Annotated in this window: 12 protein-coding genes; 5 read left to right on the top strand and 7 right to left on the bottom strand. The window is 69.8% G+C overall.

Features of this window, described 5'->3' with window-relative positions:
- Positions 1-75: 75 nt before the first annotated feature.
- Positions 76-720: a DNA alkylation repair protein gene (locus ACGFZA_RS27020; protein WP_393682876.1), complete on the top strand. Its 645-nt coding sequence runs from the start codon at positions 76-78 to the stop codon at positions 718-720.
- 24 nt (positions 721-744) lie between these two features.
- Here ACGFZA_RS27020 and ACGFZA_RS27025 read toward each other — a convergent pair whose 3' ends face one another.
- Entirely contained in the window at positions 745-1,527 is a 783-nt protein-coding gene (locus tag ACGFZA_RS27025) for an isoprenyl transferase (RefSeq protein ID WP_393682454.1), read from the bottom strand.
- A gap of 298 nt (positions 1,528-1,825) precedes the next feature.
- Entirely contained in the window at positions 1,826-2,983 is a 1,158-nt protein-coding gene (locus tag ACGFZA_RS27030) for an acyl-CoA dehydrogenase family protein (protein ID WP_385285185.1), read from the bottom strand.
- A gap of 174 nt (positions 2,984-3,157) precedes the next feature.
- On the opposite strand from ACGFZA_RS27030, the gene ACGFZA_RS27035 reads away from it, so the two are divergent.
- Together ACGFZA_RS27035 and ACGFZA_RS27040 are read left to right on the top strand one after the other, a co-directional pair.
- Positions 3,158-4,501, top strand: a complete 1,344-nt coding sequence (locus ACGFZA_RS27035; protein WP_385285138.1) for a UDP-glucose dehydrogenase family protein — start codon at positions 3,158-3,160, stop codon at positions 4,499-4,501.
- A gap of 101 nt (positions 4,502-4,602) precedes the next feature.
- Complete coding sequence (locus ACGFZA_RS27040) at positions 4,603-4,974, top strand: VOC family protein (protein WP_385285140.1); 372 nt, start codon at positions 4,603-4,605, stop codon at positions 4,972-4,974.
- A gap of 27 nt (positions 4,975-5,001) precedes the next feature.
- Here ACGFZA_RS27040 and ACGFZA_RS27045 read toward each other — a convergent pair whose 3' ends face one another.
- From ACGFZA_RS27045 to ACGFZA_RS27055, 3 genes are read right to left on the bottom strand one after another with little or no spacing between them, the layout of a single operon-like run.
- Positions 5,002-6,198: a dipeptidase gene (locus ACGFZA_RS27045; protein ID WP_393682457.1), complete on the bottom strand. Its 1,197-nt coding sequence runs from the start codon at positions 6,196-6,198 to the stop codon at positions 5,002-5,004.
- Positions 6,199-6,203: 5 nt separating this feature from the next.
- Complete coding sequence (gene purE, locus ACGFZA_RS27050) at positions 6,204-6,743, bottom strand: 5-(carboxyamino)imidazole ribonucleotide mutase (RefSeq protein WP_385285144.1); 540 nt, start codon at positions 6,741-6,743, stop codon at positions 6,204-6,206.
- The gene (locus tag ACGFZA_RS27055; RefSeq protein ID WP_385285146.1) at positions 6,740-7,879 is read right to left on the bottom strand and encodes a 5-(carboxyamino)imidazole ribonucleotide synthase; all 1,140 of its coding nucleotides are present in this window, start codon (positions 7,877-7,879) and stop codon (positions 6,740-6,742) included. The genes purE and ACGFZA_RS27055 overlap by 4 nt, the downstream gene beginning before the upstream one ends.
- A gap of 200 nt (positions 7,880-8,079) precedes the next feature.
- On the opposite strand from ACGFZA_RS27055, the gene ACGFZA_RS27060 reads away from it, so the two are divergent.
- Positions 8,080-8,655, top strand: a complete 576-nt coding sequence (locus ACGFZA_RS27060; RefSeq protein ID WP_393682460.1) for a GtrA family protein — start codon at positions 8,080-8,082, stop codon at positions 8,653-8,655.
- Between the two features lie 4 nt (positions 8,656-8,659).
- Here ACGFZA_RS27060 and ACGFZA_RS27065 read toward each other — a convergent pair whose 3' ends face one another.
- Both ACGFZA_RS27065 and ACGFZA_RS27070 read right to left on the bottom strand, forming a co-directional pair.
- Entirely contained in the window at positions 8,660-9,925 is a 1,266-nt protein-coding gene (locus ACGFZA_RS27065) for an ATP-binding protein (RefSeq protein WP_385285150.1), read from the bottom strand.
- Between the two features lie 37 nt (positions 9,926-9,962).
- On the bottom strand, positions 9,963-10,640 hold the full coding sequence (locus tag ACGFZA_RS27070) for a response regulator transcription factor (RefSeq protein WP_018524728.1): 678 nt from the start codon (positions 10,638-10,640) through the stop codon (positions 9,963-9,965).
- A gap of 477 nt (positions 10,641-11,117) precedes the next feature.
- On the opposite strand from ACGFZA_RS27070, the gene ACGFZA_RS27075 reads away from it, so the two are divergent.
- Positions 11,118-12,614: a peptide MFS transporter gene (locus ACGFZA_RS27075; RefSeq protein ID WP_385285153.1), complete on the top strand. Its 1,497-nt coding sequence runs from the start codon at positions 11,118-11,120 to the stop codon at positions 12,612-12,614.
- The last annotated feature ends 196 nt before the right edge of the window (positions 12,615-12,810 follow it).

Genomic DNA, 12,810 nt, shown 5'->3' on the forward strand with positions numbered 1-12,810 from the left:
GAACCCCGTCGTACGCTGAATCCGTTGCGCGAGGAACAGGAGGCTCCGGTGGCCGGGACGACAGTGGCCGAGGTGATGGCCGAGCTGGCCGGGCTCGAAGACCCGAGGGCGCGTGCGGTCAACGAGAAGCACGGCGACGACCACGGGGTGAACCTCGGCAAGCTGCGGGCGATCGCGAAGCGGCTGAAGACGCAGCAGGAGCTCGCGGTCGAGCTCTGGGCGACGGACGACACCGCGGCGCGGCTGCTGGCGCTCCTGGTCTGCCGCCCGAAGGCGTTCACACGTGACGAGCTGGACGCCATGCTGCGCGAGGCCCGGGCACCCAAGGTGCGGGACTGGCTCGTCAACTACGTGGTGAAGAAGAGCCCGCACGCCGAGGAACTGCGCCTCGCCTGGTCCGCCGATCCGGATCCGGTGGTCGCCGGGGCCGGCTGGGCGCTCACCACCGAGCGCGTGGCGAAGAAGCCCGAGGGCCTCGACCTCGCGGGCCTGCTCGACGTCATCGAGGCCGAGATGAAGGCCGCCCCGGACCCCCTCCAGTGGGCGATGAACCACTGCCTGGCCCAGATCGGGATCGAGCACCCCGAGCTCCGCGCCCGGGCCATCGGCATCGGCGAGCGCCTGGAAGTCCTCAAGGACTACCCGACCCCCCGGGGCTGCACGTCTCCGTACGCGCCTGTCTGGATCACCGAGCTCGTACGGCGGCAGGGCGACAAGTAGGAGGGGCCGCGGGCACGACGGCGGTCATTTGCCGAATCGGCGTTGCCGGCCGGCGTACGAGCGAATGGCGCGCAGGAAGTCCACGCGGCGGAATGCCGGCCAGTAGCAGTCCACCCAGTGCATCTCCGCGTACGCGGACTGCCAGAGCAGGAAACCCGACAGCCGCTGCTCGCCGGAGGTGCGGATGATGAAGTCGGTGTGGTCGGCGGTCGGCGAATAGAGGTGCCGGGAGATGTCCTCGACGTCGAACCGCTCGACCAGTTCGGCCAGGTCGCCACCGGCTGCCCGGTGCTCCTCGAAGGCGCTCTTCACCGCATCGACGATCTCCCGTCGGCCGCCGTAGCCGACCGCGATATCCACCTTGAGCCCGCCGCGCCCGGCCGTCGCGGCCGTGGCCTCCTTGAGTGCCTCGGCGGTGGCGCCAGGCAGCAGGTCGAGCGAGCCGATCACCTGGACCTCCCAGGGGCGGCCGACGGCCGTGATGCTCTGGATGGTCTGTTCGATGATCTCGATCAGCGGGCCGAGCTGATCGGCGGGGCGTCCGAGGTTGTCGTCGGACAGCATGAAGAGGGTCACCCGCTCGATCCCGGCGGCATCGCACCAGCCCAGGAACTCGGTGGCCTTCGCCCCGCCCGCCCGGTAGCCCTCCCGGAGATCCGTGTGGCCCGCCTGCCGGGCCCAGCGCCGGTTGCCGTCGAGCATGATCCCGACGTGCTGCGGGCGCGGCAGCCCCACGAGGGTGGCGGCCAGCCGGCGCTCGTACACCGCTTCTATCGGCCGCCGGAGGAACAGCGGGAGCAGCTTCACCGGACCAACTCCATCAGGTCGTCAGGTCGCCCATGGCTTCCGCGGACCATACCAGCGAGGTCGCGCACGTTCGTCGAGCGAGGGTGCCCTGCAGCGCTGCCTCGCAAGCCGGTCGGAGAGGGCTTCGGCCGCACAGCCTGCGTCAGGGCCCGATCACACCGCCCGACAGCCACCGGAATCACGCATGCGTCCCCCGACAGCCCCACCGGAACCACACGCGTCCCTCCGACAGCCATGGGAGCCACACGCGTACGGCCCCCGGCCTTGCGCCGGGGGCCGTACGCACATCGGTGCGGAGTTACGGCAGGTTGCGGGCCATCACGATCCGCTGGACCTGGTTCGTGCCCTCATAGATCTGCGTGATCTTGGCGTCGCGCATCATCCGCTCCACCGGGTAGTCACGCGTGTAGCCGTAGCCGCCGAGCAGCTGGACCGCGTCCGTGGTGATCTCCATCGCGACGTCGGAGGCGAAGCACTTGGCCGCGGCGCCGAAGAACGTGAGGTCGCCGTCGAGGCGCTCGGACTTGGCGGCGGCCGAGTAGGTGAGCTGGCGGGCCGCCTCCAGCTTCATGGCCATGTCGGCGAGCATGAACTGGACGCCCTGGAAGTCGCCGATCGGCTTGCCGAACTGCTTGCGCTCCTGGACGTAGCCCTTGGCGTAGTCGAGGGCGCCCTGGGCGACGCCGAGTGCCTGGGCCGCGATCGTGATGCGGGTGTGGTCCAGGGTCTTCATCGCGGTGGCGAAGCCGGTGCCCTCCTCGCCGATCATGCGGTCGGCGGGGATGCGGACGTTGTCGAAGTAGACCTCGCGGGTCGGGGAGCCCTTGATGCCGAGCTTCTTCTCCGGGGCGCCGAAGGAGACGCCCTCGTCGGACTTCTCGACGACGAAGGCCGAGATGCCCTTCGAGCGCTTGGTCGGGTCGGTGACGGCCATGACCGTGTAGTACTCGGAGACGCCCGCGTTGGTGATCCAGCGCTTCACGCCGTTGAGGATCCAGAAGTCGCCGTCGCGTACGGCCTTCGTCTTCATGCCGGCGGCGTCGGAACCCGCGTCCGGCTCGGAGAGGGCGTACGAGAACATCGCGTCGCCCTTGGCGAGCGGGCCCAGGTACTTCTTCTTCAGGTCCTCGGATCCGGAGAGGATCACCGGGAGCGAGCCGAGCTTGTTCACGGCCGGGATGAGGGAGGAGGAGACGCAGGCGCGGGCCACCTCCTCGATCACGATGACCGTGGCGAGCGCGTCGGCGCCGGCGCCGCCGTACTCCTCGGGGACGTGGACCGCGTGCAGGTCGGCGGCGGTGAGGGCGTCCAGCGCCTCCTGCGGGAAGCGGGCCTCCTCGTCGACCGCGGCCGCGAACGGGGCGATCTTCGCCTCGGCGAGCGCACGCACCGTCTCACGGAGCATGTCGTGCTCCTCGGCCGGACGGTACAGGTCGAAATCGGTCGAACCCGCCAAGACGCTCACTCCCCAAGATGCTAACTACCGTTAAGTAACCCAATTTTAGGCTCCCGGTCCGGCAAAGGCATACGCGTGCGGGCCGTGAGCTTCACGACAGCCGGAATGGGACGTTTCAAGGGCAGGACTATGCTCGTTCACCGCACGTCTGTCCGCATCTCACTGGAGCACTACATGGCCCTCAGGATCACTGTGATCGGCACCGGCTATCTCGGCGCCACCCACGCCGCGGCCATGGCGGAACTGGGCTTCGAAGTCCTCGGACTCGACATCGTGCCCGAGAAGATCGAGATGCTGTCCGCCGGCCGGGTCCCGATGTACGAACCGGGGCTGGAAGAGATCCTGAAGAAGCACGTCGCCGGCATCGAGGGCTCCACGGGACGGCTGCGGTTCACCACTTCGTGGGAAGAAGTGGCGGAATTCGGTGACGTGCATTTCGTCTGCACCAATACGCCGCAGAAGCACGGCGAGTACGCCTGCGACATGAGTTACGTCAACAGCGCCTTCGACTCGCTCGCCCCGCTCCTGACCAGGCCCGCCCTCGTCGTCGGCAAGTCCACCGTGCCCGTCGGCTCCGCGGCGCGGCTCGCGGCGCGACTCATCGAGCTCGCGCCGGTGGGCGAGGGGGCCGAGCTGGCCTGGAACCCGGAGTTCCTGCGCGAGGGCTTCGCCGTCAACGACACGCTGCACCCCGACCGGATCGTCGTCGGCGTGGAGAGCGAGCGGGCCGAGAAGCTGCTGCGCGAGGTGTACGCCGTGCCGGTCGCGGAGGGGTCCCCGTTCGTCGTGACGGACTTCCCGACCGCCGAGCTGGTGAAGACCTCCGCCAACTCCTTCCTGGCCACCAAGATCTCGTTCATCAACGCCATGGCGGAGGTCTGCGAGGCCGCCGACGGCGACGTGGTGAAGCTGGCCGAGGCGATCGGCCACGACGAGCGCATCGGGAAGAAGTTCCTGCGGGCCGGCATCGGCTTCGGCGGCGGCTGCCTCCCCAAGGACATCCGCGCCTTCATGGCGCGCGCCGGCGAGCTGGGCGCCGACCAGGCGCTGACCTTCCTCCGCGAGGTCGACTCCATCAACATGCGCCGCCGCGGTCACATGGTGGAGCTGGCCCGGGAGGCCGTGGGCGGCGACTCCTTCCTCGGCAAGCGGGTGGCCGTGCTGGGCGCCACCTTCAAGCCGGACTCCGACGACGTACGCGACTCGCCCGCTCTGAACGTCGCCGGGCAGATCCATCTCCAGGGCGGCCAGGTCACGGTCTTCGACCCGAAGGGCATGGACAACGCCCGGCGGCTCTTCCCCACCCTCGGCTACGCCGACACCGCCCTGGACGCCGTGCGCGGCGCGGACGTGGTGCTGCACCTGACGGAGTGGCGCGAGTTCCGCGAGCTGGACCCGGAGGCGCTGGGCGAGGTCACCGGCAGCCGCATCATCCTGGACGGGCGCAACGCGCTGGACCCGGCGGTGTGGCGCGAGGCCGGGTGGACGTACCGGGCCATGGGCCGGCCGAAGGCCTGACCCCACCGGGTCTCCCCACCGGGTCTCCCCGCCGCTTCTCCGCCGCTTCTCCGCCGACCAATCGGACCCGACCGATCAGACCCGACCGAGGAGGAAACGTCATGGCCATCGCCACACTGGGTGCCGTCGTCCTGGACTGTCCGGACCCCCTGGCCCTCGCCGGCTTCTACGCCGGGCTGCTGGGCGGAAAGGTCACCGTGATGGAGGAAGGCGACGACCGGTGGGTCGACCTCACGGGCGGCTTCGGCACGCCGCTCGCCTTCCAGGCCGCGCCCGGCTTCGTACCGCCGCGGTGGCCGAGTGCGGACGGCTCGCAGCAGGTGCACCTCGACCTGAAGGTGCCGGACCTGGACGCGGCGGAGCGGGAGGTGCTGGCCCTGGGGGCGACGGTGCTCGACGCGGCGGACCGCGAGCGGACGTTCCGGGTGTACGCCGATCCGGCCGGGCACCCGTTCTGCCTCTGCGCCTGCTGAGACACGGGCCGCCGACGCCCCGCGGGGTCAGGCCTTCGGGGCGTCCAGCTGCTCGATCGTGGCGTGGGACGGGCCGCACCGGGTCTGCAGGTCCCGGGCCACGTCCTCGGCGGCGCGCAGCACCCGCACCGCGTTCTTCCAGGTGAGCTTGGCCAGGTCGGCGGCGGACCAGCCGCGGCCCAGCAGCTCCGCGATCAGGTTCGGGTAGCCCGAGACGTCTTCGAGGCCCTGCGGGAGGAACGCGGTGCCGTCGTAGTCGCCGCCGATGCCGATGTGGTCGACCCCCGCGACCTCGCGCATGTGGTCGAGGTGGTCGGCGATCGTGGCCACGGTCGCCATCGGGCGGGGGTTCGCCGCCTCGAACGCGGCGTGGACCTTCATCCCGCGCTCGGTGGTGTCCAGGTGGTGCAGCCCGTGGGCGCGCATGTTCTCGTCGGCGGCGTTCGTCCAGGCGACGGCCTCCGGCAGCACGAACTTCGGGACGAAGGTCGCCATGGCGATGCCGCCGTTGGCCGCGAGCAGGGACAGGACGTCGTCGGGGATGTTGCGCGGGTGGTCGCAGACGGCCCGCGCCGAGGAGTGCGAGAACATCACCGGTGCGGTGGTGGTGGCGAGCGCGTCGCGCATCGTCGTCGCCGCGACGTGCGAGAGGTCCACCAGCATGCCGGTGCGGTTCATCTCCCGTACGACTTCGTGGCCGAACGGGGAGAGGCCGCCGACGCCCGGGGCGTCCGTCGCCGAGTCCGCCCACGCGATGTTGTCGTTGTGGGTGAGCGTCATGTAGCGGACGCCGAGGGCGTGCAGGGCGCGCAGTGTGCCCAGCGAGTTGTGGATGGAGTGGCCGCCCTCGGCCCCCATCAGGGACGCGATCCGGCCCTCGGAGCGGGCCGTCTCCATGTCGTCGGCCGTCAGTGCGCGGCGCAGGTCGGCGGGGTGGCGCTCCAGGAGTTCGGCGACCGCGTCGATCTGTTCCAGGGTGGCGCTCACGGCGTCGTCGCCCGCCATGTCGGACCGGACGTACACGGACCAGAACTGGGCTCCGACTCCCCCGGCGCGCAGCCGGGGGATGTCGGTGTGCAGGTGGGCCGACTGGTCGGTGGCGATGTCGCGGGCGTCCAGGTCGTAACCGACCTGTTCGCGCAGTGCCCACGGCAGGTCGTTGTGGCCGTCGACGACGGGGTACTCGGCGAGGAGTTCCCGGGCCTGCTCCAGTCGGTCCGTCACGGTTCCTACTTTCCGAAGCCGAAGGTGTCGGGGTTCCCGACCTTGCTGCGCAGGCGCTTGCCCTTCTCGGTGGCCTGGTCGTTCAGGTCCGAGAGGAATTCCGTCATGCGGGTCTGCAGCTCGGCGTCGTGCGCGGCGAGGATGCGGACGGCCAGCAGGCCGGCGTTGCGCGCGCCCGCGATGGAGACGGTGGCGACCGGGATGCCGGCGGGCATCTGGACGATGGACATGAGGCTGTCCATGCCGTCCAGGTACTTCAGCGGGACCGGTACGCCGATGACGGGCAGCGGGGTGACCGAGGCGAGCATGCCGGGCAGGTGGGCGGCGCCGCCCGCACCCGCGATGATCGCCCGCAGGCCGCGGCCCGCGGCGTCCTCGCCGTACGCGATCATCTCGCGCGGCATGCGGTGGGCGGAGACGACGTCGACCTCGTAGGGGATCTCGAACTCGTCGAGGGCCTTGGCCGCTGCTTCCATGACGGGCCAGTCGGAGTCCGAGCCCATGACGATGCCGACGACCGGCGCGGCTGAGGCGGGGGAAGTCATTCGGTGATCGTTCCTCGCAGGTAGTCGGCCGCGTGCCGGGCGCGCTCCCGCACGTCCGCCAGATCGTCGCCGTAGGTGTTGACGTGGCCGACCTTGCGGCCGGGCTTCACGTCCTTGCCGTACATGTGGATCTTGAGCTGCGGGTCGCGGGCCATGCAGTGCAGGTACGCCTGGTACATGTCCGGGAAGTCGCCGCCCAGCACGTTGGACATGACGGTCCAGGTGGCGCGGGGGCGCGGGTCGCCGAGCGGGAGGTCCAGGACGGCCCGGACGTGGTTGGCGAACTGCGAGGTGATCGCGCCGTCCTGGGTCCAGTGCCCGGAGTTGTGCGGGCGCATCGCCAGTTCGTTGACGAGGATGTGCCCGTCGCGGGTCTCGAAGAGTTCGACGGCGAGGTGGCCGACGACACCGAGCTCGGCGGCGATACGGAGGGCGAGCTGCTGGGCCTCACCGGCGAGCTGCTCGCTCAGGTCGGGGGCCGGGGCGATGACCGTGTCGCACACGCCGTCGACCTGGATGGACTCGACGACCGGGTAGGCGACGGCCTGGCCGTGCGGCGAGCGCACGATGTTGGCCGCCAGCTCCCGCACGAAGTCGACCTTCTCCTCGGCGAGGACCGGGACGCCGGCCCGGAAGGGGTCGGCCGCGTCCTCCTCGGAGCGGACCACCCAGACGCCCTTGCCGTCGTAGCCGCCGCGCACGGTCTTGAGGATGACGGGGAAACCGCCGACCTCCTCGGCGAAGGCCGCGGCGTCGGCCGGGTCCTTCACGATGCGGTGGCGGGGGCAGGGCGCGCCGATCTCGGTGAGCTTCGCGCGCATCACCCCCTTGTCCTGGGCGTGCACCAGCGCGTCGGGACCGGGGCGCACGGGGATGCCGTCCGCCTCCAGGGCCCGCAGGTGCTCGGTGGGCACGTGCTCGTGATCGAAGGTGATCACGTCACAGCCGCGCGCGAAGGCGCGCAGGGTCTCCAGGTCGCGATAGTCGCCGACGACGACCTCGCTCACCACCTGGGCCGCCGAGTCCTGAGCGGTGTCACTGAGGAGCTTGAACTTGATGCCGAGGGGGATGCCCGCCTCGTGGGTCATACGGGCGAGCTGACCGCCACCGACCATGCCGACTACCGGAAACGTCACTCCTCCAGGGTATCCGCACCGTCCGGGACCTCCCGACGATGCCCTGGGCGATGCCCCGCGGGCGGGCTGCGGGGCGCTCCGGGTGTCACGACCTCGCCACACCTGTCCCCGTACTCACAGGCAGCCGACGGGCCGCCTGGTTAGCATGGCTGGGTTGACGGAACCTGAAGCCGAACCGACAGACGGGCTGAGCGATCACCATGAGCGAACGGGGCGCACTGCGGGCCCGGCTGGATCTGCTGGCCCGGGAGGTCGCCAAGTTCGGCGTGGTCGGCGCGGTCGGCCTGGTCGTCAATATCGCCGTATCCAACCTGCTGTGGCGCTACACGGACATTCCGACGGTGCGGGCGGGTCTGATGGCGACGTTCGTCGCGATCCTCTGCAACTACGTCGGCTTCCGCTACTGGACGTACCGGGACCGCGACAAGAGCGGCCGGACCCGGGAGCTGACCCTGTTCCTGCTGTTCAGCGCGGTGGGTGCGGTCATCGAGACCGGTGTGCTGTACGCGGCGACGTACGGGTTCGGCTGGAACAGCCCGGTCCAGAGCAACGTCTTCAAGATCCTCGGCATCGGCATCGCGACGATGTTCCGCTTCTGGTCCTACCGGACCTGGGTCTTCAGGGCGCTGCCTGACAAAGACGTGGTCGTGAGCCCGCAGGACGCGGACGTGGTCGTGAGCCCGCAGGACGTCGCACGGGCGGCTCGTGGCGTCTCCGTGCCCGCTCCCGCTCCGGCCGCGGCGGTGCGGGTCGAGGCCGACACGGCCCGCACGTAGCGGGTCACCTCACCGGGCGTTCCGGCGCCTTCCTGTCCAGGGCCACCTGGCTGAGGAACAGCGCGAAGACCGGTGGCTGCTGCTGGAGCAGTTCGAGGCGGCCGCCGTCCGCCTCCGCCAGGTCGCGGGCGACCGCGAGGCCGATGCCCGTGGAGTTGCGGCCGCTGATGGTGCGCTCGAAGATCCGCGCGCCCAGGTCGGCGGGGACCCCGGGGCCCTCGTCCGTGACCTCGATGACCGCCTGGTTTCCGGTGACCCGGGTACGCAGTGCGACCGTGCCGCCGCCGTGCATGAGCGAGTTCTCGATCAGCGCGGCCAGCACCTGCGCGACCGCGCCCGGTGTGCCGACGGCGCTCAGTCCCTGCTTGCCGGAGCAGACGATGGCCCGCCCCTCGCTCCGGTAGGCCGGACGCCACTCCTCGATCTGCTGCTTGACGATCTCGTCGAGGTCGAAGACGACGGCGGAGCCGGTCCGCGGATCCCGGGCGTTGGTCAGCAGCCGCTGGACCACGTCCGTGAGCCGCTCGACCTGGGTGAGGGCGATGTTCGCCTCTTCCTTCACCGTCTCCGGATCGTCGGTGACGGAGATCTCCTCGATCCGCATGGAGAGCGCGGTGAGCGGCGTACGGAGCTGGTGGGAGGCGTCCGCGGCGAGCCGGCGCTCCGCGGTCAGCATCCGGGCGATCCGTTCGGCGGAGGAGTCCAGGACGTCGGCGACCCGGTCCAGCTCCGGCACCCCGTACCGCTTGTGGCGTGGGCGCGGGTCCCCCGAGCCCAGGCGTTCCGCGGTCTCGGCGAGGTCGGTGAGCGGCGAGGTCAGCTTGTTGGCCTGGCGTACGGCCAGGAGGACGGCGGAGACGATGGCCAGCAATGCCACCGCGCCGATGATCATCAGGGTGCGGCCGACCTCGCGGGTGACGGAGGTGCGGGACTCCTCGACGGTGACCTTCTCGCCGTGTTCACCCTCCTCCGTGGCGCTGATCACGCTGCCGCTGGGGCGTTCGCCGACCTCGATGGGGGCGCGGCCGGGCATCTTGACCAGGGCGTAGCGCTGGTCGTCGATCTGTTCGTCCAGCACACCGGGGTTGATCCGCTCGGCGCCCAGGAGCCGGCTCTCGATCACGCTGATCAGCCGCAGCGCCTCGGAGTCGACGCTCTCCTGGGCGCTGCTGCTGATGGTGCGGGTCTCCACGATGACGAGGGAGACGCCGAAGACGGCGATCACCACGAGCACCACGGCGAGGGTGGAGTTGATCAGGCGTCTGCGCATGACTGCTTGTGTACGTCAGCTCTGCTCGTTCCGCACGTCAGCTCTTCTCGAAGCGGAAGCCGACGCCCCGGACGGTGGCGATGTAGCGGGGATTGGCGGCGTCGTCTCCGAGCTTCTTGCGGAGCCAGGAGATGTGCATGTCGAGGGTCTTGGTGGACGACCACCAGGTGGTGTCCCAGACCTCGCGCATGAGCTGGTCGCGGGTGACGACCCGGCCCGCGTCCCGGACCAGGACCCGCAGCAGGTCGAACTCCTTCGCGGTGAGCTGGAGTTCCTCGTCGCCCATCCAGGCCCGGTGCGACTCGACGTCGATCCTGACCCCGTGGGTGGCGGGCTGCGGGGCGGGCTCGGTGGCGCCGCGGCGCAGGAGGGCCCGGACCCGGGCGAGGAGCTCGGCCAGCCGGAAGGGCTTGGTGACGTAGTCGTCCGCGCCGGCGTCGAGGCCGACGACCGTGTCCACCTCGTCGGCGCGGGCGGTGAGCACCAGGACCGGCACGGTGTGGCCTTCGGCACGGAGCCGGCGGGCGACTTCGAGGCCGTCCATCCCGGGCAGCCCCAGGTCGAGCACGACCAGGTCGATTCCGCCCTGGAGGCCGGCGTCGAGAGCGGTCGGGCCGTCTTCGCGGACCTCGACCTCGTAACCCTCCCGACGCAGGGCGCGGGCCAGCGGCTCCGAGATGGATGCGTCGTCCTCGGCGAGCAGTACACGGGTCATGCAGTGATGGTAGTCCGCGCGGACGACAAGGAGTGAGGTGATCCAAAAGCCCTGCGGGTCTACGACCCATTCATGTCCAGACCTTCGAATGTGGGAGTGTGGTTGCACCTGGACCTGTGATCCATGTCTCAAGTCCTTTCATATCCCGCTCAGTCGTGTCGTATGGTGTTTCAACGCCTGTTGCACTACTCAAGGACCTTTGGGCAGCCATGAGCGCCCGGGAGGGTGCTGAGGATCCTGTCGCAATCCCGGTCAGGATCCACGGAACCTCCTCAGGGTCCTTTTGCATGTGCGGGGCTGGTACCCGCCAGTCCGGAATTTTCAGTGAATGACCTGTGGGCCGGGCCCGGAACGCCGATGAGGGCGCTCCGGGCGTGGATCCCGACACGGTGGGCGTACCCGTGTCGGTGCCGGCCTCCCCCCACCGGGCGCGTACCGCTGACGAGGCGGCGCGTCCCGAGCAAGCAAGGATCGATCATGGCGTCCAGCCTGACGAAGGACCCGGCGAGCACCGCGGGTGGCGAGAAGACCTTCTTCGGCCACCCCCGCGGCCTGGCCACGCTCTTCATGACCGAAATGTGGGAGCGCTACAGCTTCTACGGCATGAAGGCACTGCTCCCGCTGTACCTGATCGCGCCCGGCGGCATGCACATGAGCGCCACCACGGCGACGGCGATCTACTCCGTCTACATGGCGATGGTCTACCTGCTCGCCATGCCGGGTGGCTGGATGGCAGACCGCTTCTGGGGGCCGCGCAAGACGGTCGCCATCGGCGGCGGTGTCGTCATCCTCGGCCACATCACGCTTGCTGTGCCCAACTCGGCGACCTTCTTCGCGGGTCTCGTGCTCGTCGCGCTCGGCTCCGGCCTGCTGAAGGCGAACATCTCCACGATGGTCGGCCACCTCTACAAGGGCCCGGAGGATCCGCGCCGCGACGGTGGCTTCACGCTCTTCTACATCGGCATCAACATCGGCGCCTTCCTCGCCCCGCTGACCATCGGCACCGTCGGCGAGAACGTGAACTGGCACTTCGGCTTCGCGCTCGCCGCCATAGGCATGGCGCTGGGCCTCGCCCAGTTCATGCTCGGCACCCGCAACCTGAGCCCGGAGAGCGACGTCGTCTCCACCCCGGCGACGGAGCAGGAGAAGCGCTCCGTCCTGCGCAAGGGCCTGGTCTGGCTGATCGTCGCGGTCGTGTTCTACACCCTGCTCGGCATCACCGGGAACTTCGCCGACTGGGCGCTGCTGCCGATCACCGTCGCCGGCCTGATCATCCCCGTCGCCGTCCTGGTGCGCATGAAGCGCGACAAGGAGCTGACGGCCACCGAGCAGTCCAAGCTGTCGGGCTACGTCTGGTTCTTCGTGGTCGCCGCCGTCTTCTGGATGATCTACGACCAGAACGGCTCGACCCTGTCGATCTTCGGTGAGAACTCGACGACGAACAGCCTGCTCGGCTTCGACTTCCCGACGTCCTGGTACCAGTCGCTGAACCCGATCTTCATCATGGCGATCGCCCCCGTGGTCGCCTCGGGCTGGCTGTGGCTGAACAAGCGGGGCAAGGAGCCGAGCACCGCCGTCAAGTTCGCCTCCAGCCTCGTGCTGATCGGCATCTCCTTCGTCGTCTTCATGATCCCGCTGATCGACACCGCCGCCAACGGCGGCAGGGTCAGCCCGATGTGGCTGGTGGCGATCTACTTCATCCAGACGGTCGCGGAGCTCTGCCTCTCGCCGGTCGGTCTGTCCGTCACCACGAAGATGGCTCCGGCGAAGTACAGCTCCCAGATGATGGGTGTCTGGTTCCTCGCGGTCACCGCGGGCGACTCGGTGACCGGCCTGCTCACCTCCCCGCAGCTCGGCGTCGACCTGAACACCACGGGGGCGGTCGCCTTCGAGGCGGTCCTCGCGGTCATCGCCGGTGTCGGCATCTGGATGTACCGGAAGAAGGTCACCCAGCACATGGGCGACGTGAACTGATCCCCCGGTTCCACGCGCAGGGGCCGCCGCACCGCTTCCACGGTGCGGCGGCCCCTTCCGTATGCGTACGGATCCGGCTTCCGGATGGCTACCGGCCCGGGTTCCGTACGCCTGCCGGCCCGGGTTCCGCATGCCTCCCGGCCCGGGTCGCGTACGTGCACGGGTCCGGGTTTCCACCTGGGTACGGGATCCGGGT

The sequence above is a fragment of the Streptomyces sp. NPDC048211 genome, from assembly GCF_043202315.1.
In the GTDB taxonomy this organism is placed as follows: domain Bacteria; phylum Actinomycetota; class Actinomycetes; order Streptomycetales; family Streptomycetaceae; genus Streptomyces.

Excerpts from the sequence above, each read along its gene's own strand:
- ACGFZA_RS27065 (WP_385285150.1), bottom strand. The coding sequence starts at position 9,925 with ATGCGCAGACGCCTGATCAACTCCACCCTCGCCGTGGTGCTCGTGGTG.
- ACGFZA_RS27060 (WP_393682460.1), top strand. The coding sequence starts at position 8,080 with ATGAGCGAACGGGGCGCACTGCGGGCCCGGCTGGATCTGCTGGCCCGG.
- ACGFZA_RS27035 (WP_385285138.1), top strand. The coding sequence starts at position 3,158 with ATGGCCCTCAGGATCACTGTGATCGGCACCGGCTATCTCGGCGCCACC.
- ACGFZA_RS27075 (WP_385285153.1), top strand. The coding sequence starts at position 11,118 with ATGGCGTCCAGCCTGACGAAGGACCCGGCGAGCACCGCGGGTGGCGAG.
- purE (WP_385285144.1), bottom strand. The coding sequence starts at position 6,743 with ATGACTTCCCCCGCCTCAGCCGCGCCGGTCGTCGGCATCGTCATGGGC.
- ACGFZA_RS27020 (WP_393682876.1), top strand. The coding sequence starts at position 76 with ATGGCCGAGCTGGCCGGGCTCGAAGACCCGAGGGCGCGTGCGGTCAAC.
- ACGFZA_RS27070 (WP_018524728.1), bottom strand. The coding sequence starts at position 10,640 with ATGACCCGTGTACTGCTCGCCGAGGACGACGCATCCATCTCGGAGCCG.
- ACGFZA_RS27040 (WP_385285140.1), top strand. The coding sequence starts at position 4,603 with ATGGCCATCGCCACACTGGGTGCCGTCGTCCTGGACTGTCCGGACCCC.